Below are 22,838 nucleotides of genomic sequence, written 5' to 3' on the forward strand. Positions count from 1 at the left end.
TTCTTTTGCGCTCAAGGTCCATTAATCCTCGTAAGGGTCCATTCTTCCGCGCTCAAGAAAGCTGCCCCGCGCTCAAGAAAGTATCTTCCGCGCTCAAGAAAGTTGCCCCGCGCTCAAGAAAGCTGGCCCCGCGCTCAAAAATCAGCCTCTCGCGCTCAAGGAAGCTCCCACATCGGCAACTCAATCCGAAATCTCGTCCCTTCACCTTTCACACTCTCCACAGTAATCGTACCGCCATGCAATGTGACTAACTGTTTCACGATTGATAACCCTAACCCGAATTCGCCATACGGATTTGTCGTCCGTGAGTCAATCGCCTTGTAGAAACGGCCCCAAATCTTCTCGATCTCCAAGGGATCCATTCCGATGCCTGTGTCTTCAATTTCAATGACTGTTCGATCATCCCGCGTATACCCCCGTAGCCTGATGACTCCATTTTCCGTGAATTGAATGCTGTTTTTCGTAATATTGATAAGCACTTGTGTAAGTCGATCGTAATCCGCAAAGACAGACACTTCTTGCGAAACTTCTACAATTATTTTATCTCCGCGTTCATCTGCTACATCCTCTAATTGTTCCTGAATGATTTCAAGTAATTCCCCAAGCTGAATCTTCTGCTTAAGAAGCACCACCTGGTTGGAACGAATCTTTTCGTAATCGAGGTTTTCATTCACAAGACGGATCAGTCGCATGGTTTCATTGCTTGCAAGGTGAAGTCCGCGTTCCTTCTCCGATTCCGAAATCATATCGTTCCGCAGACCTTCGATGATGCCGCGGATTGTCGTGAGTGGTGTCCTTAATTCATGAGAAACGTCCGCCATAAATTGCCGTCGTCGATTTTCCAGGTTCTCGATTTCCTCAGCGGACGCTGCAAGCTTTTCGACCATTCCGTTGAAATCCCCGGCAAGTTCACCGATTTCATCGATGCCTTCTGTCGGTATTCGCACATTGTAATTTCCTTGCGCAACATTTGCGGTAGCGGAGCGCAGCCGTTTAATACGCCTGCCGTGGAATGTCGATAATATTCCGCTAAGCAATAAAGCGATGGTTAGTGCGATGAAAGTCGTGTAGATCAAATAGCTATTCATTTGAGAAATGATTTCCCTTGAGCCTTTGATGGGAGACGTTAATAAAATACCGCCGACGAACTGGTTTCGATGAAAGTAGGGAAGTAGGACATAGGTGACGTCTTGCTCGAATCGTTTGTATTCCTGTTTCACTGTGATTGCCTTGCCATTTTGCAATTCTCGCCATTCTTCTACATTTAATTCGATCAATGGAGTTTTCAAACCAGTGGAATAAATGATTGCAGACTTTTCATTGAACAAACTGTATTGGATATCCCGACCTTCCAACACATGCCCGTATGATTTCAATATTTCCCTTGAACTGCCTTGGACTTGTTCGATATCGCTTAAAATCGATTTTCCGTATGTGGCAAGCTCCTCTGTTTTATTGTCATAGACGAATTGCTCGACAAAATGTGAGAACAGCAAACTAAGAATTAAAAACGCGATGATAATGACGCTGAAATGACTCGCTAGTTGTTGGTAGAAGTATTTGATCTTCATTCGGAATCACCGATTGTCTCGTCAAAGCGGTAGCCGACGCCCCAAACCGTATGGAAAAAAGGTTGCTTCGCCTTTGATACTTTCGATCTTAACCTTTTAATATGCACATCCACCGTTCGGTCATCGCCGTAAAAGTCATAGCCCCACACACGATCGAGTAGCTGTTCACGTGAAAACACTTGCTTTGGATGTTGGACGAAAAAGTGGAGTAGATCAAATTCTTTCGGTGTTAGGTTTGGTACTGGCCTGCCATCCAATAGTACTTCTCGGGTCATCGTATTTATTGTAAAATGGTTCGTTTTCAACATTGTTTCATCCTGTTCCGGCTCTTTCAAAACCGTATAGCGTCGTGTAACGGCCTTGATACGTGCCATTAGTGCAAGAGGACTGAATGGTTTCGTCACATAATCATCTGCGCCCATTTCGAGTCCAAGTACTTGGTCGGATTCACTGTCTTTTGCCGTAAGCATAATAATCGGCACTGGAACCTGTCCCTGACGAAGCTTCCTGCAAATTGACACTCCATCCATCCCTGGCAGCATCCAGTCGATAATTAGGCAATCCCAATCTTCCGAGCATGCCCGCTTATATCCTTTCAACCCATCCTTCACAAACTCTCCTTTGATCCCTTCCTTTTCAAAAAACAGTTCAATCATGGAAGAGACACTTTCATTATCTTCGATTACAAGGATTTTCATTGAAATTCCCTCTTTTCACCAACCTTATGTTACTTGAAATTATACAGGTATTTTAAAAACAAAAAACAATTAAAGCTCATGGAATATCGTTGTTTTGATGTGTGGTCGCTCAATTTCATGTGAAGGAAATTCTTAATAATTAATACAAAAGACCAAGCAGTACGAGGGAATTGTATATGGATCAGATTGGCGATTTGGAATTGGATATTTATATGAAATGAGAAAGGGGGCGTCTGGGAAAGACGACCCCTTTGTCTTATTTTGGTATATGATTCAAGAAGTTTTTAAACGCAAATCCTTCTACTTCATCCTCGCTATACTTCTTCAATAGCTCGTCAATCAATGTTGGATGCATGGAAGCGTCCTCAAGATTCGTGACTTTTTTCGAAATACCGTCAAAATCCGACCCGAATCCAATTTGGTTTACGCCCCCAAGTGAACAAAAGTGGTCAATATGTGCAATGAGATCGGAAATGGATGCCGAATCCTTCCCGGTAATGAAAGGAGGATTATATACGACATGGATGAGCCCATTCTTTTTGAATAAATGGCTAACTTGGTCATCGGTCAGATTCCTTTGATGGCTACAGAGTGTCTTTGAATTCGAGTGACTTGCGATAGGATAGTCTGCTATCTCCATCAAATCCCAGAAGGCACGTTCACTTAGATGCGAAACGTCCGAAAGGATCTTGCGTTCATTGGAAAAGTGGATGATATCTTTTCCGAACTCAGTTAAACCCGCACCTCGTTCCTCGCCAACCCCGTCCGCAGCCAAGTTTGCATTATTCCAAGTCAATCCAATTGAACGTACACCTAATTCGTAAAGAATCGACAGTTTCTGCAAGTCATTCCCGATGCAATCGACGCCTTCCAATGTTAGGAACGCACCAATCTCGTCATCTCCAAGCTGATCAAATTCCTGCCAGTTTTTTAGGGCTTTCATTTTCGGATTTTTTCCAATTACATTATTGTAAAAGTGATGGATTTGGTCTAACGCTACCTGGAACTTTTGGTCAGACTTAATGGATGGGTGTATGAAGATTGCAAACGCTTGAATTTTTACTCCACCTTGTTTCAATTTATTATAAGTAACATCCAGTTCCACGGAATCCTCAAAAGACATTTCACCTTTTGACTGCTCCATTCTATATAACACATCACAATGCAAATCAATTATCTTCAACTTGAACCATCCTCTCGAGACAGGCATTTATATACGCTTTGAATAATCTATCAGAAACCTGATCTCCTTTATGGAGCAATGCCTCCGGATGCCATTGCACTCCAAGAACAAAGTGGTGCTTTGTACTTTCCATCGCCTCAACAACCCCATCGCTTGCCTGTCCTGAAACGATTAATGGGGAAGGGATATCTTTTACAGCCTGGTGATGAAAGGAATTTACCAAGATCTTTTCGGATAATGTGATTGATGCAAGAAGGGTATCTTTCACAACATTTACAGTATGGGATTGATGGCTCCTTTTCGCGTTTTGATTATGTTGCACGAGTGGTGTAGTGATTTGAGTGTTAATATCCTGGTAAATTGTTCCTCCGAAGGCTACATTCAAAATCTGATGACCTCTACAAATACCAAGGATGGGTTTATCCAAACTAAGCATTTGACGAACCAATTCCAATTCAATTGAGTCTCTTTCAGGTGTAACATCCCCAAGCTGTTGAATAGGTTCTTCGTTAAATTCCATTGGATTAATATCCCCACCGCCTGAAACAACTAATCCATCGATGATCGAGGTGATTTGTCCGACGTCGGTTTCCACACCTGTCGGAATGATTAACGGTACGCCACCGCCCGCGATTACTGCTTGGATATACGTGTTCTGAAGTGTGTGAGTTAGATGCTCTACATTAGAAGTTATTCCTATAATAGGTTTCAACCCTGATTTCCCTCCCTTTTTATGGTGCGGCTTAGAGCGATAAAAAAGCACCATCACATCAGAATAGTCTGATAGATGAATTGATATAACCTTACCAAACTTAAAAAAACCTTTCAATAATGTTTTTGCAACTCAATTAATTTGGTATAATCCGAACTTGCATTTAAACGGAAAGTAGAAAATAATAGAATTATATAGTTGTGATAAATATAGGGAATGGAAGTGTTTATAATGTCTGAAGTACTTGTAAATGTTGAACGGGGTCCTTTGGTTGAAAGTAAACATAGAGGCAGCATTGCGATTGTCAATGCAAAAGGGGATGTAATTGTTAGGGTCGGTGATATCGATGATGTTATTTTTGCACGTTCGTCCATGAAACCTTTGCAAACCCTTCCAATTATCGAAACGGGCGCTGCGGATCATTTTCAATTCGATGATGGGGATCTCTCGTTATGCTGTGCTTCCCATAATGGCGAAAGGCAACATACCGATAGGGCTGCATCCATCTTAAGCCGAATTGGTTTGGAAGTGTCTGATTTGCAATGTGGTACCCATCCTCCAAGATTTCAAGCGGCATTTGAGGAAGTTATAAAAGAAGGCAAAGAAATAACGCCAATCTATAACAACTGTTCAGGGAAGCATAGTGGAATGCTTGCAACGGCAATACATATGAATGAAAGCATTGACGATTACTATAAGGTGGAACATCCTGTTCAACAAAGGATACTATCGGTTATTAGCGAGTTGACGGATGTACCGGTGAATGATATTCAAATTGGCATCGATGGCTGCGGTGTACCGGTCCATGGTGTACCGTTAAAGAATTTGGCTCTTAGTTTTGCAAGGATGGCGGATCCAAGCGAATTGGATGAATCCCGTAGACAATCAGTTGGTAGAGTGACGAAAGCAATGATGAATGCTCCGGAAATGGTTGGCGGGACAGCAAGGTTCTGTACAGATTTCATGAAGCATATGGGTGGAAGGGTATTTGGAAAGGTCGGTGCTGAAGGCGTCTATTGCGTAGGCGTACCGGAAGCTGGACTCGGTATTGCTGTAAAGATTGAAGACGGCAATAGCCGCGCGACAAATGCAGTAGTTATGGAAATTCTTGACCAGTTGGATTTGCTTCAAGAGCAGGAGAAAAAGGATCTTGCCTCTTACCATTTCCCTGAATTATTAAATGCAAGAAAAGAAAAAATAGGAACGCTTCGACCTGTGTTTTCTATCCGTCAAACGGTTGATCAATAAACAATGAAACACCTCCGCCAAGTCCACGGCGGAGGTGTTTTTACTTATTCTATCGGCGTTTTACCTGTCAATGTCAACTCAACTGTTCGTTTCTCCGCACCAGTATAGACGGTTAACTGTGCTTTATCCCCGATGGAAAGCTCCGAGTAAAGGAATTTACGGAGTTCCATACTATTCATTATGTCGGTCCCGTTGATCGCAGTTATGACGTCTTGCTCCTTCAATCCTGCTTTGCCTGCTGCGGATGTCGGGTCGACGCTCGTGATCATCACTCCGCCTTTAACTTCTTGTGGGATATTTTGAACATACATATATGGAACATTGGCTAAGTCGGCGAGACTGATTCCGATGTAAGGTCGTTCGATTTTTCCGTTTTTCGTAATTTCTTCAAGCAAAGGAACAACATCATTGCTTGGGATTGCGAAGCCAAGTCCTTCCACGCCACTTTCAGCAATCTTCAAGCTATTGATGCCGATCACTTTCCCATCGGCACTAATAAGGGCTCCGCCACTGTTCCCGGGATTGATGGCGGCATCAGTCTGGATGACATCCATTTCCCAATTTCCAGCGGTCGTTTTCACCTCGATTGAGCGTGATGGCGCGCTAATGATACCTTGTGTGACTGTACCGGAGAAATCCAAGCTAAGCGGATTACCGATTGCAACAACGGTATCGCCTGCACGCAGCTTACCCGAATCCCCGAATTCAAGCGCAGTATCGACGTTGGATGCGCTGATTTTTAGGACGGCAAGATCAGTCAATGCGTCACTTCCAATGAGTTCGGCAGTTTCTTTCTCCCCGCCTTCCAATGTAACTTCAATTTTTCCTGCCCCTTCAATGACATGATTATTTGTCACAACATAAGCGTCATTCCCATCAATCTTATAAATGACGCCAGACCCGGTTCCGAATTCGGAGAGCTCAGAATTACCTGCAAACCGGTTGCCATTGGTTTTGAAGTTGGAGACACCGACAATTCCTTTTGATGCATATTCCACCATGTCTGAAAGTGTTGATCCGGAATACGTAGAAGTTGGGATGATATTTGTTGTTGTTGATGAATTTTCCGTTACGGCAGCTGTCTTTTCCTGCGGCATTTTCGCCTGTAAAAGATCTGTGTTGGCCACAACCCCTAACGTAAGTGCCGAACCAAGAACCCCTGCACCTACTGTTGATATGAATCGCTTAATGAAAGAATTCTCCATATTTAAAACCCCTCTCTTGAACTGGTTAATGTCATTGTAAGGTGCAATTATGAACAAATTATTACGGAGGGATGAAAAAATGGTAAATAGAGGGCGAGTGGTGATAAACCGGCTGTGAGCGGTGATAAACTCTCCTTGACCGGTGATAAACCTGCCATAAGTGGTGATAAACTCTCTCTAAGCGGTGATAACCCCCAAATCCACCCTAATCTATCAAACTTGCAATAGTCTTTATAGTCAGATAGAATGAATTTACACACTCTTCATTCAAAAATAAAAATGTATGCGCTTTCAAATAGAATGTCTTAGCTCGGTTCGGCATACTATGGCTTTGTGTGCAATTTTTGCACTTACTATAGCAATCTATAATGAATTGGGAGGAATGGAACATGGTACAAGCTGTTGAGAGTCACGTTTATGCATTTCCGAACACAGAAGGGGCAAAAGTAAACTTCAAGGAACGCTATGATAACTTTATTGGCGGAAAATGGACAGCCCCTGTGAATGGGCAATACTTCGATAACCCGACGCCTGTTACAGGACAAGTGTTTACTAAAGTGGCAAGATCGACTGCCGAAGACATTGAGCTTGCGCTTGATGCTGCACATGCTGCGAAGGACGCTTGGGGGCGGACTTCGGTTACAGAACGCGCAAACATCTTGCTGAAAATTGCTGAACGCATGGAAGCGAATCTTGAGATGCTTGCCGTTGCTGAGACGTGGGAAAACGGAAAAGCGGTACGCGAAACATTAAATGCAGACCTACCGCTTGCAATCGATCATTTCAGATATTTTGCTTCCGCCATCCGTGCACAAGAAGGTGGCGTCAGTCAAATTGACAATAACACAGTAGCGTACCATTTCCACGAGCCGATAGGGGTTGTTGGTCAGATCATCCCTTGGAACTTCCCATTGCTAATGGCGGTTTGGAAGCTTGCTCCTGCGCTCGCTGCAGGAAACTGCGTCATACTGAAGCCTGCTGAGCAGACACCTGCATCCATCTTGGTATTGATGGAACTGATTGAGGATTTATTGCCTGCCGGAGTCGTCAATATCGTCAACGGTTTTGGACTCGAAGCAGGGAAGCCGCTTGCTTCAAACCCACGAATCGGAAAAATTGCATTCACAGGTGAGACGACGACAGGGCGCCTCATTATGCAATATGCATCACAAAACTTGATCCCGATGACACTTGAACTTGGCGGGAAGTCACCAAACATATTCTTCGAGGACGTCATGGCAGAAGACGACTCATTCTTAGATAAAGCAGTTGAAGGTTTCGTCATGTTTGCATTGAACCAAGGGGAAGTGTGCACATGCCCGTCTCGTGCATTGATCCAAGAATCCATCTACGACAAGTTCATGGAGCGTGCAATTGAGCGCGTTAAGGCGATCAAAGTAGGAAATCCGCTTGACCCGACAGTGATGATGGGTGCACAAGCTTCGACGGAGCAATTGGAAAAGATTTTATCTTACCTTGATATCGGAAAGCAGGAAGGAGCCGAGTGCCTGACTGGCGGCGAGCAAAACAAACTCGAGGGTGATTTAGCGGGAGGTTATTACGTTCAACCGACAGTTTTCAAAGGAAATAACAAAATGCGTATTTTCCAAGAGGAGATTTTCGGACCGGTCGTTTCCGTCACGACATTCAAGACAAAAGAAGAGGCATTGGAAATTGCAAATGACACATTATACGGTTTGGGTGCAGGTGTCTGGACACGTGATATGAATACGGCATATCGCTTCGGCCGTGGCATTGAAGCGGGACGTGTTTGGACAAATTGCTATCATGCATATCCGGCACATGCAGCATTCGGAGGTTACAAAGCATCGGGAATCGGACGTGAAAACCATCTTCAAATGCTTTCACATTACCAACAGACGAAAAACATGCTTGTTAGCTACAGTGAGGACAAGCAAGGGTTCTTCTGATTCTTATGATGGGATGGGATGATTGAGGAAAGGAGGATGTTGATGCCTGAACGTGTTCTTGCAACCGACGCCGCTTTGGAATTGATCGAACTATTGAAGGGAAAGCATGGACCGTTGATGTTTCACCAATCGGGCGGTTGCTGTGACGGTTCCTCCCCGATGTGCTATCCAGAAGGCGATTTGATCATCGGTGATCAAGACGTTATGCTTGGGTCTATTGGTGATGTACCTTTCTATATGCATAGGAACCAGTTTGAATATTGGAAGCATACACAACTGATCATTGACGTCGTAGATGGCCGTGGCGGCATGTTTTCGCTGGAAGGAGTAGAGGGAAAACGATTTCTTACAAGGTCAAGGGCTTTTACATCCGAAGAGAATAAGGTACTGCAGGAAAGGCTGATGTTGTAAAATCGTTTTTGGCACTAACGACTTTCGGTGAATAAGAGAAAAAACAGTTCCCCCCTTATAAATAAAGGGGGGGGACTGTTTTTTAGTTCATAAGCTTTATGAAGTTCACAAGAATTTTTGAAACTTGTGCCCTTGTAGTTGAATCATTTGGCATAAACGAACCATTACTTCCGTCGATAACACCTAACTGGGCCATGGCTAATATGGCAGTCTTAGTCTCTGCGTTAAGACCATCTATATCTTTGAACGGCTGACCGAAATCAGGGGATACCGATAGTGGTTTGCCTGTCTTCAAAACTACAACCCGTTGAATCATTAGGGCAAGTTCAGCTCTTGTGACTTCATCAGATGGTTTGAAATAATCCCCGTTTCCTTTGATGATACCGAAGTGATAAGCTGAATTTATCTCGGCTTGGGTCAATAACGAATAGTTTCCGATATCTTTAAATGGTGATGTCATTGTATCCTGCATATCCAAGTTCAATGCGCGAACTATTACGGCGGCAGCTTGGGCGCGAGTCAGTTTTTCTTCTGGTCTAAAAGTACCATCCGCATACCCTTTGAAAATCCCCCGTTCGACAGCTGCATTTATGAATGGCTCAGCCCAATGACCATTCGTATCCTTGAAACTGACTTTGATAGTTGTTAGACCAAAACTCTTCCAAAATTGCTTTGCTACTATATGGTATCCTTCCTTACTTAAATGGATGTTGGCTGGGTTTGGTACATTGACTTTATAATCCTTGGCGATTTCTACATCGGTAGAAACAAACGAGACATTTGGATATGCTGATGTCGCATTATAAATTGCGCCGTTTAAGTTCAGTAACAGATTAGAGAGTAAGGGTTGAATTTCTTTCGGAAGGTGCGGAAATGGATTGTAATAGCCCATTACATATACGTTGGCTTTAGGGTTGATTGTGAGGACTTCTTTGATGATTTCATTGGTATTATGGCCGACTTGCATAAGTGCTTGCCCTAATAGAGCTTCGTCATATTCGACTTTTCCAGTGGCTTGATCAATCTTAAGGGTACTAAGTACATCGTTCGCACCTACACTCAATGTTATGAGGTTTGAATTTTTAATGGCTTCATGGATAGTCGTAGATGGTTTATCGAAACCATAACCTATAATTGCCCCTGTTTTGTTTTCGCGGATATCCTTCAGCACATCCGCTGTTTTGAAACCGGGATATGCAAACCCCTTATTGAACGAATGAAGCAAGTTCAGTTCAACCATTGATTCGGCAAGGATATCTGCATATCCTTTACCTATATTGTTGGTTGAGTCGACGCCTGCAGCTAACGAATCCCCTAATGCGAGGTAGCTAATCTGCGTTATCTCGTCATTCACAGTGAAAGCTGTAACCATTTTAGCCGAATGGTCAGCTGCGCTCGCACTTTGATATGGAATAATGCCGAATGAAATGGCCAGAACCAAAGATGCAAGCAGTTTGAAAATCATTTTTTTACCCATGCCTTTCCCCCTATCAATTTTCGCGTACGTTAATAGCGTATTCATTGGCCCATGACAATAGAATGAAATTTATTATCACCATAAAAACAAAAAGCCTATGAAAGGATTGAAAAGCATCCTTTCATAGGTTAGATAAACCGTTTTCTGATCTCCGGGGAGGGTAGCATGCATGCGTCTTCGTTCTTTCCGAACCAGCGATAACGGTTTTCTGCAACATAATCATAAACACCGTCACGAATGAAACGAGGGACGAGTATAAATAGGAAAAGGAGATGCCATAAGCCGTCAAGTTTCTTGGCAATATGAAGAGCAGCTGAAGATTTCGTGTATGCCCTTTCGTTTTCAATGAGGACAATGCTATCCACGTCCGCAGGAATACGGTACTGCTTCACATATTTTTGGCCGATATCACTTTGCAATGAAGTAAAGAGGAAATGGGCGGCAGGGTCCCGCTTTATAATGAACTGTACGCTGGAGTTGCAAAAATTACATTCTCCATCGAATAATACGATTCGTTTCATCGATGCGCCTCCTATTAGACGTTTATATTAATAGTATATCCTTTTTAGACGTAAAAAAACTACAGACATTAATCTATGTTTATCGCAGTATACTAACAGAAATGAAATAGTCGTTTCCCGTAACATTTGCCTTAGGTACTATTTGTTGAGGGGTGAGTTGAATGGAACATCGATTCATTGATCCGCTTGAAATGGAACGCAGAAGGGATCCTGATTATATTCGATCACTTGATATGATCGATGAGGGAGCGCCTGTCCATTATCCGAAAGAAGGACGGATAACGAGTAGGAAAGAATCTTCAGGTTTTGATGAAAATGAACTGCCGAGGACGTATCAGTGACACAAGTAAAGGGCGTTTCCCTAAATGATGGGAAGGTCCTTTTTTGTTTGGCGCAGTAGAATTTATAACGTCTATAGTCGCTCGCCCGTCTGTCCTATATTTTTCAACATGTAATAGATGGAGGGGGTGAGTGAAGATGATGATGCAACATGGACAATGTGGAGGTCGCTGTGGCGGACGCTGTGGCGGACAATGCGGTTTTCCTCAAATGATGATGCCGGTAAATCAAATGCCGCAGACCCAGTTCCAACCAATCGTGTGCCCGACGCAATGTCGTTTCAATGACCAATTTTTCCCGGTTGAAGTTCCTTATGTTCATCCGATTGTTAACGTTAACAGACAACATCCTGTTATCACGCCACGACACTACTACACCGAAACTACTGAAAACGTAATGGGTGCTCCGGTATTCCCAGGCCGAGGACCAGGATTTGGTGGAGGCCGCGGCTTTGATGGCGGAAGAGGATTCGGCGGATTTGGAAGAAGACCGTATTAAAAAACATGAAAAGCTGTCCCACCGAGCGATTGGTGGAACAGCTTTTTTAATGATGTTTTTTGCAAGCTATTGAAAAGCATTCAACCAGTGGGGCATCGCCTTAGTCTACATTGAAATATCTTGCATCCGGATGTGAAAACACGATTGCGGATACAGAGGCTTCCGGTTCCATCATGAATTCTTCCGTCAACTGTACGCCGATATCCTCTGGTTTTAACAAACCGAACAGCTTCGCCTGGTCATCCAAATTCGGACAAGCCGGGTAGCCGAATGAAAAACGCTGCCCCTGGTATTTGGCTGCAAAGCGGTCGCGCATTGTGAAGTCGGTAGTATCCGGGAATCCCCATTGGTCGCGGATTTCCTGATGGATACGCTCCGCAAATCCTTCTGCAAGTTCAAGTGCTGTCGCCTGGAACGCATGACTCTCAAGGAATTTTCCTTCGGCCTTTAATCTGTTCGCATATTCTCTTACTCCATGACCCGCCGTCACTTGCATAAACGCAACATAATCCATTTCGCCGCTGTCCACCGTTTTCAAAAAGTCGGCGAGGCAGAGGAATGGCTCCTTGCTTTGACGAGGGAAGGTAAAGCGTTCGATTTCCGTCTTTGCATCTGCAGGATCGTAAATGATGACATCGTCTCCGTCCGCTTGTGCGGGGAAGAATTGATACAAGCCAGAAGCCGATAAATGGTCGGATTCGAGGAAGCTGGTGACCATTTCATGAAGCTGCACTGCGCGTTCCTCTCCATTCGCAAGCATCTTATCGAAATTCCCGCGCAAGCCTAAATGATGCCCAATCAGCGTCCGCATATTGACGTATGGATATAAATGCGAGACGGAATAATCCCTCAAGACGCGTCTGCGCAAGTCCGATGGGACGAATACCGGTGCATCTTCCCGAACCGTCTTCACAGGCCTTGGTAAAACGGCAACTGCCGTGTCGCGGTTGGCACGGATTGCCTCTGACTCGATGCGCTTTTCTTGTTTCTCAACAAGTTCGTTCAACAAAGCCTCCCGTTCTCCACCCTGCAACCGGTTCGCGAGCTCTAACCCTTGCATCGCATCCTTCGCGTAAATGACAGGTCCATTGTATTGAGACGCAATTTTTGTCTCAGTGAATCTGCGTGTCAATGCTGCACCCCCTACCATGACGGGTGTGTCGATGCCTGCCTCCTTGAAATCTTGCGCGGTCAATACCATTTGCTGCGCTGACTTCACGAGTAAACCAGATAAGCCAATAATGTCGGGCTTCTCTTTCCGAATGACGTCTATGAGCGTCGCGGGTGTCACCTTAATGCCGATATCAATGACACGGTATCCGTTATTGCTCAATATAATTTCGACCAGGTTTTTCCCAATGTCATGGACATCCCCTTTGACCGTAGCCAAGACGATTTTCCCTTTACCGGAATCATCCTCTTTCTTCTCCATGAACTGCTCGAGGAATGAAACCGAAGCTTTCATCACTTCCGCACTTTGAAGCACTTCCGCGACAATCAGCTGGTTTTCATTGAACAGGCGACCGACTTCGGACATCCCTTCCATCAACGGTCCATTAATGACGTCAAGCGGCGTATCATACATCTCGAGCGCTGCTTCCAAGTCAGGGATGAGCCCTTCTTTCGTCCCCTCGACGACATAATACGCAAGACGTTCAGGGACGGTCTTCGGAATATCGTCCTCCGTCTTTTCTTTCTTTTTATCCCGGTAGAAATCAGTGAACTCCGCAAGTGTCTCATCCGTAGTCGTGAAGAGAAGGTCATTCGCAAGTTTTATTTCACTCTCAGGTATGGAGGCGTACCGTTCTAACTTCTCGGTATTAACAATCGCGTAATCGAGTCCAGCCTGCGTGCAATGATACAAGTAGACCGCGTTCAGCACTTCCCGTCCGACAGGGGGCAGTCCGAACGACACATTGCTCACGCCAAGTGTTGTTAAGCTACGTGGCATTTTCTCCTTGATAAGTCGAATGCCTTCAATTGTTTCGACGGCTGACCCGATGTATTGTGCATCACCTGTTCCAACAGGGAAGACGAGAGGGTCAAAAATTATATCTTCTGGAGCGATTCCCCATTTATTCACAAGCAGATCATAGGAGCGTTCCGCAATTTCAAGTTTCCGTTCGCGCGTAACTGCCATTCCGATTTCATCGATCGTACCGACGACGACGGCAGCACCGTATTTCTTCACGAGAGGCAAAACTGCGTCGAATCTTTCTTCGCCATCTTCCAAGTTGATGGAATTGATAATCGCTTTCCCTTGTGAGAACTTTAACGCTTCTTCGATGACCTTCTCATCTGTCGAGTCGATGACGAGAGGCACCTTTACTTTTTTGACGACTTCCTTCATGAATTTCGTCATGTCTTCGAGCTCATCCCGGTCCGGATTCGCAAGGCATATGTCAAGGACGTGGGCACCGCCGCGCACTTGTGCACGTGCGATTTCGGAAGCCTCTTCAAACTTCTCCTCGACGATCAACCGCTTGAATTTCCTTGACCCGATGACATTCGTCCGCTCTCCGATCAATAGAGGACGCATTGATGGATCATATACCAATGGCTCAATGCCTGAAACGGCATGATCATGGGCGACTTCAGGTTTTGGGCGAGGGGTAATCCCGTTAACAGCTTCCCGGATTGCGTGAACATGGTCGGGTGTTGTTCCGCAACAGCCACCGACCATGTTGAGCCATCCTTTTTCCGCAAACCCTTTTAATTTCTTAGACAGTGATTCCGGTGTTTCATGATAATGGCCTTCCTCATCCGGTAGCCCTGCATTAGGATAGCAAGTAACAAAACCTGTCGCCAAATCGGAAAGGGAACGTAGGTGATCCGTCATGAATTCGGGACCGGTCGCGCAGTTTAAGCCGACAGATAGCGGCTTTATATGCTCTATGGAAATATAGAAAGCTTCGATGCTTTGACCAGCCAATGTAGTGCCCATCGGCTCGATCGTACCCGAAATCATGACAGGCAGCTCAATGCCTGTCTCGTCGAAAGCCCGCTTAATCCCAATCGTACCTGCTTTCACATTGAGCATATCCTGGCTCGTCTCCATCAATAAAAGATCGGCACCGCCTTCAATTAAAGCCTTTGCCTGAACATAGAAATTATCGGATAACTTATCGAAAGTAATGCCCCCAGTGACGGAAAGTGTCTTCGTAGTCGGTCCGATTGCTCCGGCAACGAAACGCGGCCATTCACTAGTTGAGTATTCGGCAGCACACTGTTTTGCAATTTCAACAGCTCTTTTATTGATTTCACGGACACGATGGCCAAGGCTGAATTCGTCCAATACAAGAGGGGTGCCCCCGAAAGTGTTCGTGCAGATTATATCTGCGCCAGCCTCAAGGTAGGCACGATGGATTTTCCCTAAGATATCCGGCCGTAGAATATTCAAGTACTCGTTACAGCCTTCATACTCCTCTCCGCCAAAATCGTGTGCAGACAGGTCCTCCGCTTGCAGCATCGTGCCCATTGCCCCGTCTATGATGAGGATTCTTTTTTCAAGTTGCTGTTCTATGAGATGTTTAGGCATGGACAATTTTCCTCTCCTTCTCCGCGTCGAGCTCTTTAATATGGTTGATTAGTTCCAGTGACATGTCATAGCGCAGGAACGGAGTAATGATATAAATGCCGTTGAATAGCTCAGCGGCTGTATCGACTAATCCCTTGGCAATAGTGATGCCTTCCTGTGTCGCCTTTTCTCGATCATCCCCGCATGCACGCATTCTTTCCAAGACCTCCTCGGAAAGCTTGATGCCAGGCACTTCATGATGTAAAAATTCGGCGTTCCGAATATTCGTTAGTGGCATGATACCGATGAAAATCGGTGTATCTAAATGTTTCGTTGCTTCGTAGATGTCAATAATCTTTTCTTTCGTATAGACTGGCTGTGTAATAATATAATCTGCTCCGCATTCAATCTTTTTCTCGAGCCTCTTTACCGCTCGATCAAGGACACGTACATTCGGGTTGAACGCGGCTGCTACAGAGAAATTCGCCTTTTTACGAAGCGGTTTTCCTGTAAATGAAATTCCTTCATTCAACTGCTTGATAAGCTGCAATAATTCCATGCTGGAAACGTCATAGACACTCGTTGCGCCTGGAAAATCGCCTACTTTCGTCGGGTCACCCGTGACGGCAAGGATATCGTGAATGCCTAACGCATCAAGACCCATAAGATGGGATTGGAGTCCGATCAAATTATGGTCACGGCATGTCAAATGGACAAGCGGTCGCACATTATATTCATGCTTCAAGATCGAACCCATCGCCATATTGCTAATGCGGGGGGAGGCAAGTGAGTTGTCGGCCAAAGTAACCGCATCAACGCCAGCGTCGTATAGTAGGTTTGCCCCTTCAAAATACTTATCGGTCTCCAAGTGTCGCGGTGTATCGAGCTCCACAATGACCGTCCGTTTCGTTTTTGCTTTTATATGCAGTGGTTCATATTTGACAGGGTCGGCTTCACGGATGACGATTGGTTTCTTTGGATTGACGACTTTCTCTATAATCGGGGGCAGACCTCTTAATTGCTTTTTCGCGGCGGCGATATGCATTGGTGTCGTTCCGCAGCATCCCCCGATAAGACGGACGCCCTCTTCGCGGAGTAATGTTGCCGCCCGACCGAAATAATCTGCTTCGGACGCATAAACGATTCTGCCGTCTTCTACATCGAGCAAGCTTGCATTCGGTGCAGCGGACAGGAACGCATGCTTCGGCAAGGTCACATTGTCAAAAGCTTGGATCGTATGGTAAGGACCTAATCGGCAGTTGACGCCAACAATGTCTGCCCCTAACGACTCGAGGCGATGAAGGGCATCATTTAATTGCAATCCATTCTGAAGAATTCCTGGTTCATCCATCGAAACTTGCGCGATAATCGGCAAATCGGTCATCTTCCTTAGCTCTGTGACGACCATTGATAACTCTTCGAAATCATAATACGTTTCCAACAACAATCCATCGGGTTCGCCGGTAAGCAGCGCGTCTGCTTGTTGTTGAACATACTTCAGCACTTCTGAAGTTGATGCATCACTTTTACGGATGCCAAGTAGTCCCCCGATTGTCCCAAGGACATACTGATTTCCGGGAGCTGCCGCCCGCTTTGCAATACGGACTGCCGCCTCATTGTATTCTTTCACTCTATCTTCTTGGCCATAACGGGCAAGCTTAAGGAAATTTGCGCCATACGTGTTCGTCTGGATGATATCAGCGCCTGCAGCAATATAATCCCTATGTATCTTTTCGATGATTTCAGGTTTCTCGACATTCAATTCTTCATAACAAAAGTCAATCCCGTATGAATAAAGCAAAGTTCCCATTGCTCCATCTGCGACAAGTACTTCGTTTTGCAATCGATCAAGTAATTTCAAGCCCTTCATCCTCCCGCTCTAATATAAAAATAAAAAAGCCTTCTTGAAATAGAAGGCTTTTAAAAAAACGCGATAATTCGCTATCCTTCTCATCTGTCAGGTCATATAAACCTGCTGGAATTAGCACCTTACCGATTACAACGGCTGGTTGCTGAAGCTTCGACGGGCCAGTCCCTCAGCTTCTCTTGATAAGAAAATATTAATTTAGTTGTTAGAATAATTTAAAACATCATACCGTTAAATGTTTAATACGTCAATAGATGAATTATGATAGAATGGGCATACGAACAAAAAATAGAAGGTGAATACGTTGAGGATTTTCAAGTTTTCAATTCCAATTGCACTTCTTGTTGCCGGAATTTCATGGTATATGCTCCATATAAACTTTCAGGAAGTACCAGGAACATCCAGAGTATGGATATCGATAGGTGCTGCTATCCTTAGCGGTACAATATCCTATTTTTTATTCCCAAAAAGTGAAGATAAAGAATGATTGAAGAGGAATCGATAGCCGGAATGCTGTCGATTTTTTTATATACCTATGGTTAACTTGTTTGAGAAACAGGTTGACACAATTTGAGTTAACTTTTATTCTATTGAAGATAACTCAAATTATGAGGTGGATTATGACAACAGCTAGTGTAAAAACAAAAACGGGTATGAGTGCATTCAGTATTGTCTATTGTGGGATGTTTGCGGCATTGATGATGATCGGAGCGAATATAACGTGGTTCGTGCCTTTCCTTGTCATTGGCGGAGTCCCGATAACGTTGCAAACCTTTTTTGCCGTGTTGGCAGGGCTTTTGCTTGGAAGCCGACTCGGTGCAATTTCGATGACAGTGTATATGTTCGCAGGTTTGGCGGGTGCACCTATTTTTTCAAAGTTCCAAGGGGGCTTTGGCTTCATTTTGGTACCGACTTTCGGCTTCGTTGTTTCGTTTATATTAGTTGCATTTGTAGCGGGGAAAATTGTCGAAAAGTACGGCAGTTTACGAAGTTATGTCGTTGCAGGGCTTGTTGCCCTTGTCATAAATTACGTAATCGGGACGAATTGGATGTACTTTGCATACAAGCTGTGGGCTGCGGCTCCAGATGCATTCAGTTACGGAGTTGCTTGGATGTGGATGGTACCGCCACTTCCTAAGGATATTTTACTGTCGATACTTGCTGGGATTTTCGGACACAGGATGTACAAAGTATTAAGGGTTAGAAGGACGATATAAAAAGGACAATCCGTACAGCTTCAATTGTGCGGATTGTCTTTTTTTATTATGATTGCGATAAATTTTCTAAAATAAAAATGAATCTAATGGCAAGTTCATTCGTATAGTAGGTGAGTGAAAATTTTATAAGAAAAGAGTGTTTGCATGATAAATTTATTGCTATTTTCACTAGTGGTTGGAATCATATCCGCAATTATAATCGTTCCGTTCGGGTCTAAAGAAAACGGGGAAGCTGCCTTTAATAGGATTGGCGCCTTGTCCGGAGCGGTTATTCTCATAGGCTTGTTCACATTTCTAATTTATTACCTTACGAATTTGGACAGGAATTGGACGTCGCTATGGGCCATGCTGTTAGCTGCAACGATTCTTGGCATAATCTTTGCAACAGGGAAAGAGCGAAGCATTAAGGTGGTACTGTTTTTGGCGGCGCTATCCGTAAGTGCATTCATCCTTAGTGCACCACTCTTCAATGCCGATCAAAAATATGAAGCAGTGGAAATGGATCAGCAAGTGGAAATCAAAGCGTTCGATGAAACAAAAACACCTGCGAGTGTGCCGCCGCAATTTGCCCGGAATAAAATGAAAAAAGCATTCGGGCAAGTACCGAATACAAGCTATTACGAGTTGGGGCATTTACAAATCCAAAAAGTGGACGGGGAATTTGTCTATATTGCGCCAGTCGAATTTTCGGGCTTCTTCAAATGGTGGAACGCAAAAACGACACCTGGTTATTTCACAATGAGTGCGACCGATTCAGCTGACAATCCGAAGTTCGTGAAAACTGAGATGTCCTACACGCCTTCTTCATTTTTCGGCAAGCAGGTTGAACGACATATGCGGATGGCTAAGCCTGAACTGATTTTTTACGGCGATGTCCAACTTGAGATCGACGATGAGGGCAAGCCGCATTATATCCGTTCATACGGGAATTTCATCACGGCAAGGAACGGGTTCGATGTCCAGGGGATCGTCATGGTCGATCCAGCATCGGGAGAATTGAATCAGTATGCTCTCTCAGAAGTACCGGAATTCGTTGATGGAGCGGTTTCTCCGGAAGCGGTCAGCCTTCAAAACAGCTATTTCGGTAAATACGTCCACGGTTTTTGGAATTCAATCGTAGGGAAGAAAGATGTCAAGCTTCCGTCGGACGAAGGGACAGAGGCGAATGTTAGCCCTGTATTCGACGAAAATGGCCATATGTTTTACTTCACTGATTTTACTAGCCCGAAAGAGGAAGTCGATTCGATGCTTGGATATGCATTGACGGATGGTCGGACTGGAAAAGCAATTTATTACACTGGTAATTTGGAGGAGTCCTACATGGATTCGCAAGGAACACTTCAAATTATTGAAAAGAAGTTCATTGAGAAGAAATGGACCGGGGAAATGCCTGTGCTATACAACTTCTATGGTGAAGCAAGCTGGTTGACGCCGGTTCTCGATTCAAATGGCTTCTTGCAAAACTATTTCATCGTTTCAGCAGCGAATCCGGAGATTTCCGTTTATGCTAATTCTCCTAATGAAGCTTTAAGGCTTTATAAAACGGCATTACAGCGCGGTGGCAGTACGGTTGACGGCAGCTCAGGCGCACCTGAAGCGAAAGTGGAAGTTGGTGTAGTTCGCGTTTACAAGGAACGCGCCGGGGACTTCACCATTGTTTCTATTTTAGGGGATGACGGACGGAATTACATTGTTTCCACCGAAGCTGTTCCGCTTTCAATCTATATTCAAGAAGGCGATCATCTTGCGATCACGTATTACGAAACGGGTGAACAATTCCTACCTGTTAAGTTAATGAAAAACATGACAATTGAATGATTAAATGAGGCAGTTCTCGAAATACCGGGAGCTGCCTTTCTTTATTGATTATCTGCAAGCGCTCGTTTTTCTTGGAAATCCGCTCGTTTATTCCCGGAACCGCTCGTTTCTCCCGGGAACCGCTCGTTTATTTCCGGAAGCGCTCGTTTCTCCTGGAAACCGCTCATTTTCCCCAGCCTTTTCATAAACAAACACATATATCTCGTATGTATCTCAACAAATTGTCCCATCCTTTGAACAGATTGCATTTCAATTGCCTTCATAACGTATTTCCATGTACAATTAAGTCAAAGATAGTCAAAGTCAATGGCTTATCACCAGAAGAAAGAGGTGAGTTAATGCGAAACATTTCTGACATTATTGAAGGATATTTAAAAGCGATTATCGAAAAGGAAGATAGTGGAACAGTGGAGATCAAACGCAGTGAAGTGGCAGAGAAGTTCCAATGTGTCCCTTCCCAGATCAATTATGTCATTAATACACGTTTCACAGTTGAGCGGGGGTACGCGGTTGAATCGAAGCGTGGAGGCGGGGGATATATCCGCATTTATCGAGTTCAAACGAATTCGCATAAAGAATTAATTGAACATATTTTAAATGGTATCCAGCAAGGTGCGACATATACGATGGCTGAAGATATCGTCTATCGTTTGACTATGGAAGAGGTCATCTCCGAACGTGAGTCAAGAATTATACTTGCTGCGGTAGATCGAACGACACTCCACCAGCCATTGCCGGAACGTGACCTCATTAGAGCAAGGATTTTGCAAGCGATGCTTATGACGTTAATCTACAGGCAAATGGAATAGAAATTGACGAATATGAGGTGCAGATCATGAATTGCGATAATTGCAACGAACGGCCGGCATCCGTAATCTTTACGCAGGAAAGCGTGAATGGTACTACGGAACGCCATCTATGTGAAAAATGTGCATTCCAATCACAGATGTTTCATTTTGATCCGAATCAGGAACCACTGTCAATTCAACAATTCCTTTCCCATTGGTTCGGTGGGAACGAATCAGTGCAACCTTTTCAGCAATCCAGGGAAAGCATGCCTGAGGGGCCAACTTGTCCGGAGTGTGAACTGACATTCAGGAAATTCCTCGACATCGGTAAGTTCGGATGCCCGACCTGCTATGACACGTTTAGGGAGCGATTGCCACGGGTTTTCGGTAAGCTTCATAATGGTCATACGAAGCATGCGGGAAAAATTCCGGTTTCATTCAACGAAATGTTTGCGGTGAAAAAGAAGATTGAAGAGATCCGAATAAAAATGCAGGAGGCAATTGTTGAAGAACGGTTCGAAGATGCAGCCGCTTTAAGAGATGAAGTGAATGAATTGAAACAGCATTTGGCGAAAGACGGTACCGGGGGAGGCGAAAGCGATGTCGATTGATAAATTCATGAGGGGGGCTGTCACTGGGTGGATGGCGTCCCATGGAGAACACTCGGATATTGTCATGTCGACAAGAATTCGGCTTGCTCGTAATTTAAGAGGATTTCGTTTCCCGATAGCTTTCACTGCCGAAGAGGCGGGAAAAGTTGACGGGTTAGCTGCCGCTGCATTGCTTAATTCCGATGAAAAAGGGTATGCCTATATGAAGATGTCAGAATTGCCCATGCTTGATAGGCAAGTGTTAGTTGAAAAGCATCTTGTCAGTCCGCATTTGACAGATCCGAAACGCTATGGTGCGGTTCTTCTGTCTGAAGATGAAACGCTGAGCATTATGGTGAATGAGGAGGACCACATCCGTATCCAGTGCATCTATCCAGGATTTCAGCTGGAAAATGCATATGAACACGCGGATTCAGTGGATGATTATCTTGAAAACGAATTGCCATATGCATACGACGAGGAGTTCGGCTATTTGACGAGCTGCCCTTCGAATACTGGAACAGGCATGCGTGCATCGGTCATGATGCATTTACCCGCATTGACAATTACAAAGCAGATTGATCGCATCATTCCCGCCATTACAAGACTTGGCATGGTAGTCAGGGGTAGTTATGGGGAAGGCAGTGAAGCGCCGGGGAATATTTATCAAGTATCAAATCAGACGACTTTGGGTAAACCGGAGAAGGAGATCTTGGCCGATTTGAAGAATATAGCATTACGACTAATCGCACATGAACGTCGTTCTCGTGAAATTCTGCTTTCCAAGTCCCAAGTCGCACTGGAGAACAAACTGTTCCGTTCACTCGGCATAATCTCTTTCGCAAGATTGTTGCCTTCAGGAGAGGCGGCCCGTTGTCTATCGGACGTCCGTCTCGGAATTGACCTTGGTCTTATTAAGGATGTCGATATGTCTATTTTGAACGAATTAATGATTTTCATGCAACCGGGTTTCCTTCAACAATATGCCGGTTCCGAATTAACGGCAGAAGAAAGGGATATCTTCCGCGCGAACCTATTCCGTGAGCGTTTAAAGATTGAGCTGCAATCCAAAGATAATACTACAGAAAATTGAGCAATTTTTTTGCACGTCACTTTTCTTTTCATTATACTTACGTCAAAGATAGTCAAAGTCAATTTCATGAAGGTGGATTGTTTACAATCTATCAGAATAAAGTAAAGAGAGATCCCAATTCCACGCTTTCAACAGTGGGGAAAGAAGACTGCAA

21 protein-coding genes and 1 riboswitch are annotated in these 22,838 nt (G+C 44.5%); of the genes, 11 read left to right on the forward strand and 10 right to left on the reverse strand.

The genetic code is table 11. The features are described 5' to 3' along the window. Positions 1–155: 155 nt before the first annotated feature. The 4 genes from ACFPZG_RS17925 to ACFPZG_RS17940 form a co-directional block, all read right to left on the reverse strand. Positions 156–1,571, reverse strand: coding sequence for a sensor histidine kinase (locus ACFPZG_RS17925; RefSeq protein WP_283733608.1), 1,416 nt, complete (start codon positions 1,569–1,571; stop codon positions 156–158). Further along, positions 1,568–2,269, reverse strand: a complete 702-nt coding sequence (locus ACFPZG_RS17930; RefSeq protein WP_283733609.1) for a response regulator transcription factor — start codon at positions 2,267–2,269, stop codon at positions 1,568–1,570. The genes ACFPZG_RS17925 and ACFPZG_RS17930 overlap by 4 nt, the downstream gene beginning before the upstream one ends. A gap of 256 nt (positions 2,270–2,525) precedes the next feature. Then, positions 2,526–3,452: a dipeptidase gene (locus tag ACFPZG_RS17935; protein WP_283733610.1), complete on the reverse strand. Its 927-nt coding sequence runs from the start codon at positions 3,450–3,452 to the stop codon at positions 2,526–2,528. Further along, entirely contained in the window at positions 3,439–4,164 is a 726-nt protein-coding gene (locus ACFPZG_RS17940) for a gamma-glutamyl-gamma-aminobutyrate hydrolase family protein (protein ID WP_283733611.1), read from the reverse strand. The genes ACFPZG_RS17935 and ACFPZG_RS17940 overlap by 14 nt, the downstream gene beginning before the upstream one ends. Before the next feature lie 231 nt (positions 4,165–4,395). Here ACFPZG_RS17940 and ACFPZG_RS17945 point away from each other — a divergent pair, with 231 nt between their 5' ends. Then, positions 4,396–5,412, forward strand: coding sequence for an asparaginase (locus ACFPZG_RS17945; protein ID WP_317940522.1), 1,017 nt, complete (start codon positions 4,396–4,398; stop codon positions 5,410–5,412). A 44-nt stretch (positions 5,413–5,456) separates the two neighbouring features. On the opposite strand, the gene ACFPZG_RS17950 is transcribed toward ACFPZG_RS17945, so the two are convergent. Next, the gene (locus tag ACFPZG_RS17950) at positions 5,457–6,617 is read right to left on the reverse strand and encodes a S1C family serine protease (RefSeq protein WP_283733612.1); all 1,161 of its coding nucleotides are present in this window, start codon (positions 6,615–6,617) and stop codon (positions 5,457–5,459) included. A 389-nt stretch (positions 6,618–7,006) separates the two neighbouring features. Here ACFPZG_RS17950 and adh point away from each other — a divergent pair, with 389 nt between their 5' ends. Both adh and ACFPZG_RS17960 read left to right on the forward strand, forming a co-directional pair. Further along, a complete protein-coding gene (adh, locus tag ACFPZG_RS17955; protein ID WP_283733613.1) occupies positions 7,007–8,548 on the forward strand; it encodes an aldehyde dehydrogenase in 1,542 nt (513 codons plus the stop codon). A 42-nt stretch (positions 8,549–8,590) separates the two neighbouring features. Continuing rightward, on the forward strand, positions 8,591–8,959 hold the full coding sequence (locus ACFPZG_RS17960) for a DUF779 domain-containing protein (RefSeq protein WP_283733614.1): 369 nt from the start codon (positions 8,591–8,593) through the stop codon (positions 8,957–8,959). An 82-nt stretch (positions 8,960–9,041) separates the two neighbouring features. On the opposite strand, the gene ACFPZG_RS17965 is transcribed toward ACFPZG_RS17960, so the two are convergent. Together ACFPZG_RS17965 and ACFPZG_RS17970 are read right to left on the reverse strand one after the other, a co-directional pair. Then, positions 9,042–10,436 (reverse strand): S-layer homology domain-containing protein, encoded by a 1,395-nt coding sequence (locus ACFPZG_RS17965; RefSeq protein WP_283733615.1) that lies wholly within the window; start codon positions 10,434–10,436, stop codon positions 9,042–9,044. A gap of 128 nt (positions 10,437–10,564) precedes the next feature. Next, positions 10,565–10,957: a thiol-disulfide oxidoreductase DCC family protein gene (locus tag ACFPZG_RS17970; RefSeq protein ID WP_283733616.1), complete on the reverse strand. Its 393-nt coding sequence runs from the start codon at positions 10,955–10,957 to the stop codon at positions 10,565–10,567. Between the two features lie 161 nt (positions 10,958–11,118). On the opposite strand from ACFPZG_RS17970, the gene ACFPZG_RS17975 reads away from it, so the two are divergent. Continuing rightward, complete coding sequence (locus ACFPZG_RS17975) at positions 11,119–11,298, forward strand: hypothetical protein (RefSeq protein WP_283733617.1); 180 nt, start codon at positions 11,119–11,121, stop codon at positions 11,296–11,298. A 214-nt stretch (positions 11,299–11,512) separates the two neighbouring features. Next, positions 11,513–11,794, forward strand: a complete 282-nt coding sequence (locus tag ACFPZG_RS17980) for a hypothetical protein (RefSeq protein WP_381428289.1) — start codon at positions 11,513–11,515, stop codon at positions 11,792–11,794. 100 nt (positions 11,795–11,894) lie between these two features. Here ACFPZG_RS17980 and metH read toward each other — a convergent pair whose 3' ends face one another. Together metH and ACFPZG_RS17990 are read right to left on the reverse strand one after the other, a co-directional pair. Then, a complete protein-coding gene (gene metH, locus ACFPZG_RS17985; RefSeq protein ID WP_317940566.1) occupies positions 11,895–15,332 on the reverse strand; it encodes a methionine synthase in 3,438 nt (1,145 codons plus the stop codon). Then, complete coding sequence (locus tag ACFPZG_RS17990) at positions 15,325–17,172, reverse strand: bifunctional homocysteine S-methyltransferase/methylenetetrahydrofolate reductase (RefSeq protein ID WP_283733619.1); 1,848 nt, start codon at positions 17,170–17,172, stop codon at positions 15,325–15,327. Before ACFPZG_RS17990 ends, metH begins: the two co-directional genes overlap by 8 nt. 86 nt (positions 17,173–17,258) lie before the next feature. Next, a riboswitch (SAM riboswitch) is annotated at positions 17,259–17,367 on the reverse strand. Positions 17,368–17,482: 115 nt separating this feature from the next. On the opposite strand from ACFPZG_RS17990, the gene ACFPZG_RS17995 reads away from it, so the two are divergent. From ACFPZG_RS17995 to ACFPZG_RS18005, 3 genes are all read left to right on the forward strand, one after another. Beyond that, positions 17,483–17,665 carry a histidine kinase gene (locus ACFPZG_RS17995; RefSeq protein WP_283733620.1) on the forward strand — a complete coding sequence of 61 codons (183 nt, stop codon included), beginning with the start codon at positions 17,483–17,485 and terminating at the stop codon, positions 17,663–17,665. 133 nt (positions 17,666–17,798) lie between these two features. Then, positions 17,799–18,395, forward strand: a complete 597-nt coding sequence (locus tag ACFPZG_RS18000) for a biotin transporter BioY (protein WP_283733621.1) — start codon at positions 17,799–17,801, stop codon at positions 18,393–18,395. Positions 18,396–18,539: 144 nt separating this feature from the next. After that, positions 18,540–20,213 (forward strand): hypothetical protein, encoded by a 1,674-nt coding sequence (locus tag ACFPZG_RS18005; protein ID WP_317940523.1) that lies wholly within the window; start codon positions 18,540–18,542, stop codon positions 20,211–20,213. A gap of 41 nt (positions 20,214–20,254) precedes the next feature. Here the strand turns inward: ACFPZG_RS18005 and ACFPZG_RS18010 are convergent, their stop codons facing one another. Then, positions 20,255–20,476 carry a hypothetical protein gene (locus ACFPZG_RS18010; RefSeq protein ID WP_381428292.1) on the reverse strand — a complete coding sequence of 74 codons (222 nt, stop codon included), beginning with the start codon at positions 20,474–20,476 and terminating at the stop codon, positions 20,255–20,257. 75 nt (positions 20,477–20,551) lie between these two features. On the opposite strand from ACFPZG_RS18010, the gene ACFPZG_RS18015 reads away from it, so the two are divergent. The 3 genes from ACFPZG_RS18015 to ACFPZG_RS18025 are packed head-to-tail and all read left to right on the forward strand — an operon-like array spanning position 20,552 to position 22,684. Continuing rightward, a complete protein-coding gene (locus ACFPZG_RS18015) occupies positions 20,552–21,022 on the forward strand; it encodes a CtsR family transcriptional regulator (RefSeq protein WP_283733623.1) in 471 nt (156 codons plus the stop codon). A 26-nt stretch (positions 21,023–21,048) separates the two neighbouring features. Further along, the gene (locus ACFPZG_RS18020; protein ID WP_283733624.1) at positions 21,049–21,612 is read left to right on the forward strand and encodes a UvrB/UvrC motif-containing protein; all 564 of its coding nucleotides are present in this window, start codon (positions 21,049–21,051) and stop codon (positions 21,610–21,612) included. Continuing rightward, a complete protein-coding gene (locus ACFPZG_RS18025; protein WP_317940525.1) occupies positions 21,602–22,684 on the forward strand; it encodes a protein arginine kinase in 1,083 nt (360 codons plus the stop codon). Before ACFPZG_RS18020 ends, ACFPZG_RS18025 begins: the two co-directional genes overlap by 11 nt. Positions 22,685–22,838: the final 154 nt, after the last annotated feature.

This window comes from Sporosarcina thermotolerans, from assembly GCF_042658975.1.
Classification (GTDB): Bacteria; Bacillota; Bacilli; order Bacillales_A; family Planococcaceae; genus Sporosarcina; species Sporosarcina thermotolerans.

What these genes read in the sequence shown, in the direction of transcription:
- ACFPZG_RS18000 (WP_283733621.1), top strand. Translation starts at nt 17,799, where the DNA reads ATGACAACAGCTAGTGTAAAAACAAAAACGGGTATGAGTGCATTCAGT.
- ACFPZG_RS18010 (WP_381428292.1), bottom strand. Translation starts at nt 20,476, where the DNA reads ATGAAGGCAATTGAAATGCAATCTGTTCAAAGGATGGGACAATTTGTT.
- ACFPZG_RS18020 (WP_283733624.1), top strand. Translation starts at nt 21,049, where the DNA reads ATGAATTGCGATAATTGCAACGAACGGCCGGCATCCGTAATCTTTACG.
- ACFPZG_RS17925 (WP_283733608.1), bottom strand. Translation starts at nt 1,571, where the DNA reads ATGAAGATCAAATACTTCTACCAACAACTAGCGAGTCATTTCAGCGTC.
- ACFPZG_RS17945 (WP_317940522.1), top strand. Translation starts at nt 4,396, where the DNA reads ATGTCTGAAGTACTTGTAAATGTTGAACGGGGTCCTTTGGTTGAAAGT.
- ACFPZG_RS17930 (WP_283733609.1), bottom strand. Translation starts at nt 2,269, where the DNA reads ATGAAAATCCTTGTAATCGAAGATAATGAAAGTGTCTCTTCCATGATT.
- ACFPZG_RS17970 (WP_283733616.1), bottom strand. Translation starts at nt 10,957, where the DNA reads ATGAAACGAATCGTATTATTCGATGGAGAATGTAATTTTTGCAACTCC.
- ACFPZG_RS17980 (WP_381428289.1), top strand. Translation starts at nt 11,513, where the DNA reads ATGCCGGTAAATCAAATGCCGCAGACCCAGTTCCAACCAATCGTGTGC.
- ACFPZG_RS17950 (WP_283733612.1), bottom strand. Translation starts at nt 6,617, where the DNA reads ATGGAGAATTCTTTCATTAAGCGATTCATATCAACAGTAGGTGCAGGG.
- adh (WP_283733613.1), top strand. Translation starts at nt 7,007, where the DNA reads ATGGTACAAGCTGTTGAGAGTCACGTTTATGCATTTCCGAACACAGAA.
- metH (WP_317940566.1), bottom strand. Translation starts at nt 15,332, where the DNA reads ATGCCTAAACATCTCATAGAACAGCAACTTGAAAAAAGAATCCTCATC.
- ACFPZG_RS17965 (WP_283733615.1), bottom strand. Translation starts at nt 10,436, where the DNA reads ATGGGTAAAAAAATGATTTTCAAACTGCTTGCATCTTTGGTTCTGGCC.
- ACFPZG_RS17960 (WP_283733614.1), top strand. Translation starts at nt 8,591, where the DNA reads ATGCCTGAACGTGTTCTTGCAACCGACGCCGCTTTGGAATTGATCGAA.
- ACFPZG_RS18025 (WP_317940525.1), top strand. Translation starts at nt 21,602, where the DNA reads ATGTCGATTGATAAATTCATGAGGGGGGCTGTCACTGGGTGGATGGCG.
- ACFPZG_RS18015 (WP_283733623.1), top strand. Translation starts at nt 20,552, where the DNA reads ATGCGAAACATTTCTGACATTATTGAAGGATATTTAAAAGCGATTATC.
- ACFPZG_RS17975 (WP_283733617.1), top strand. Translation starts at nt 11,119, where the DNA reads ATGGAACATCGATTCATTGATCCGCTTGAAATGGAACGCAGAAGGGAT.
- ACFPZG_RS18005 (WP_317940523.1), top strand. Translation starts at nt 18,540, where the DNA reads ATGATAAATTTATTGCTATTTTCACTAGTGGTTGGAATCATATCCGCA.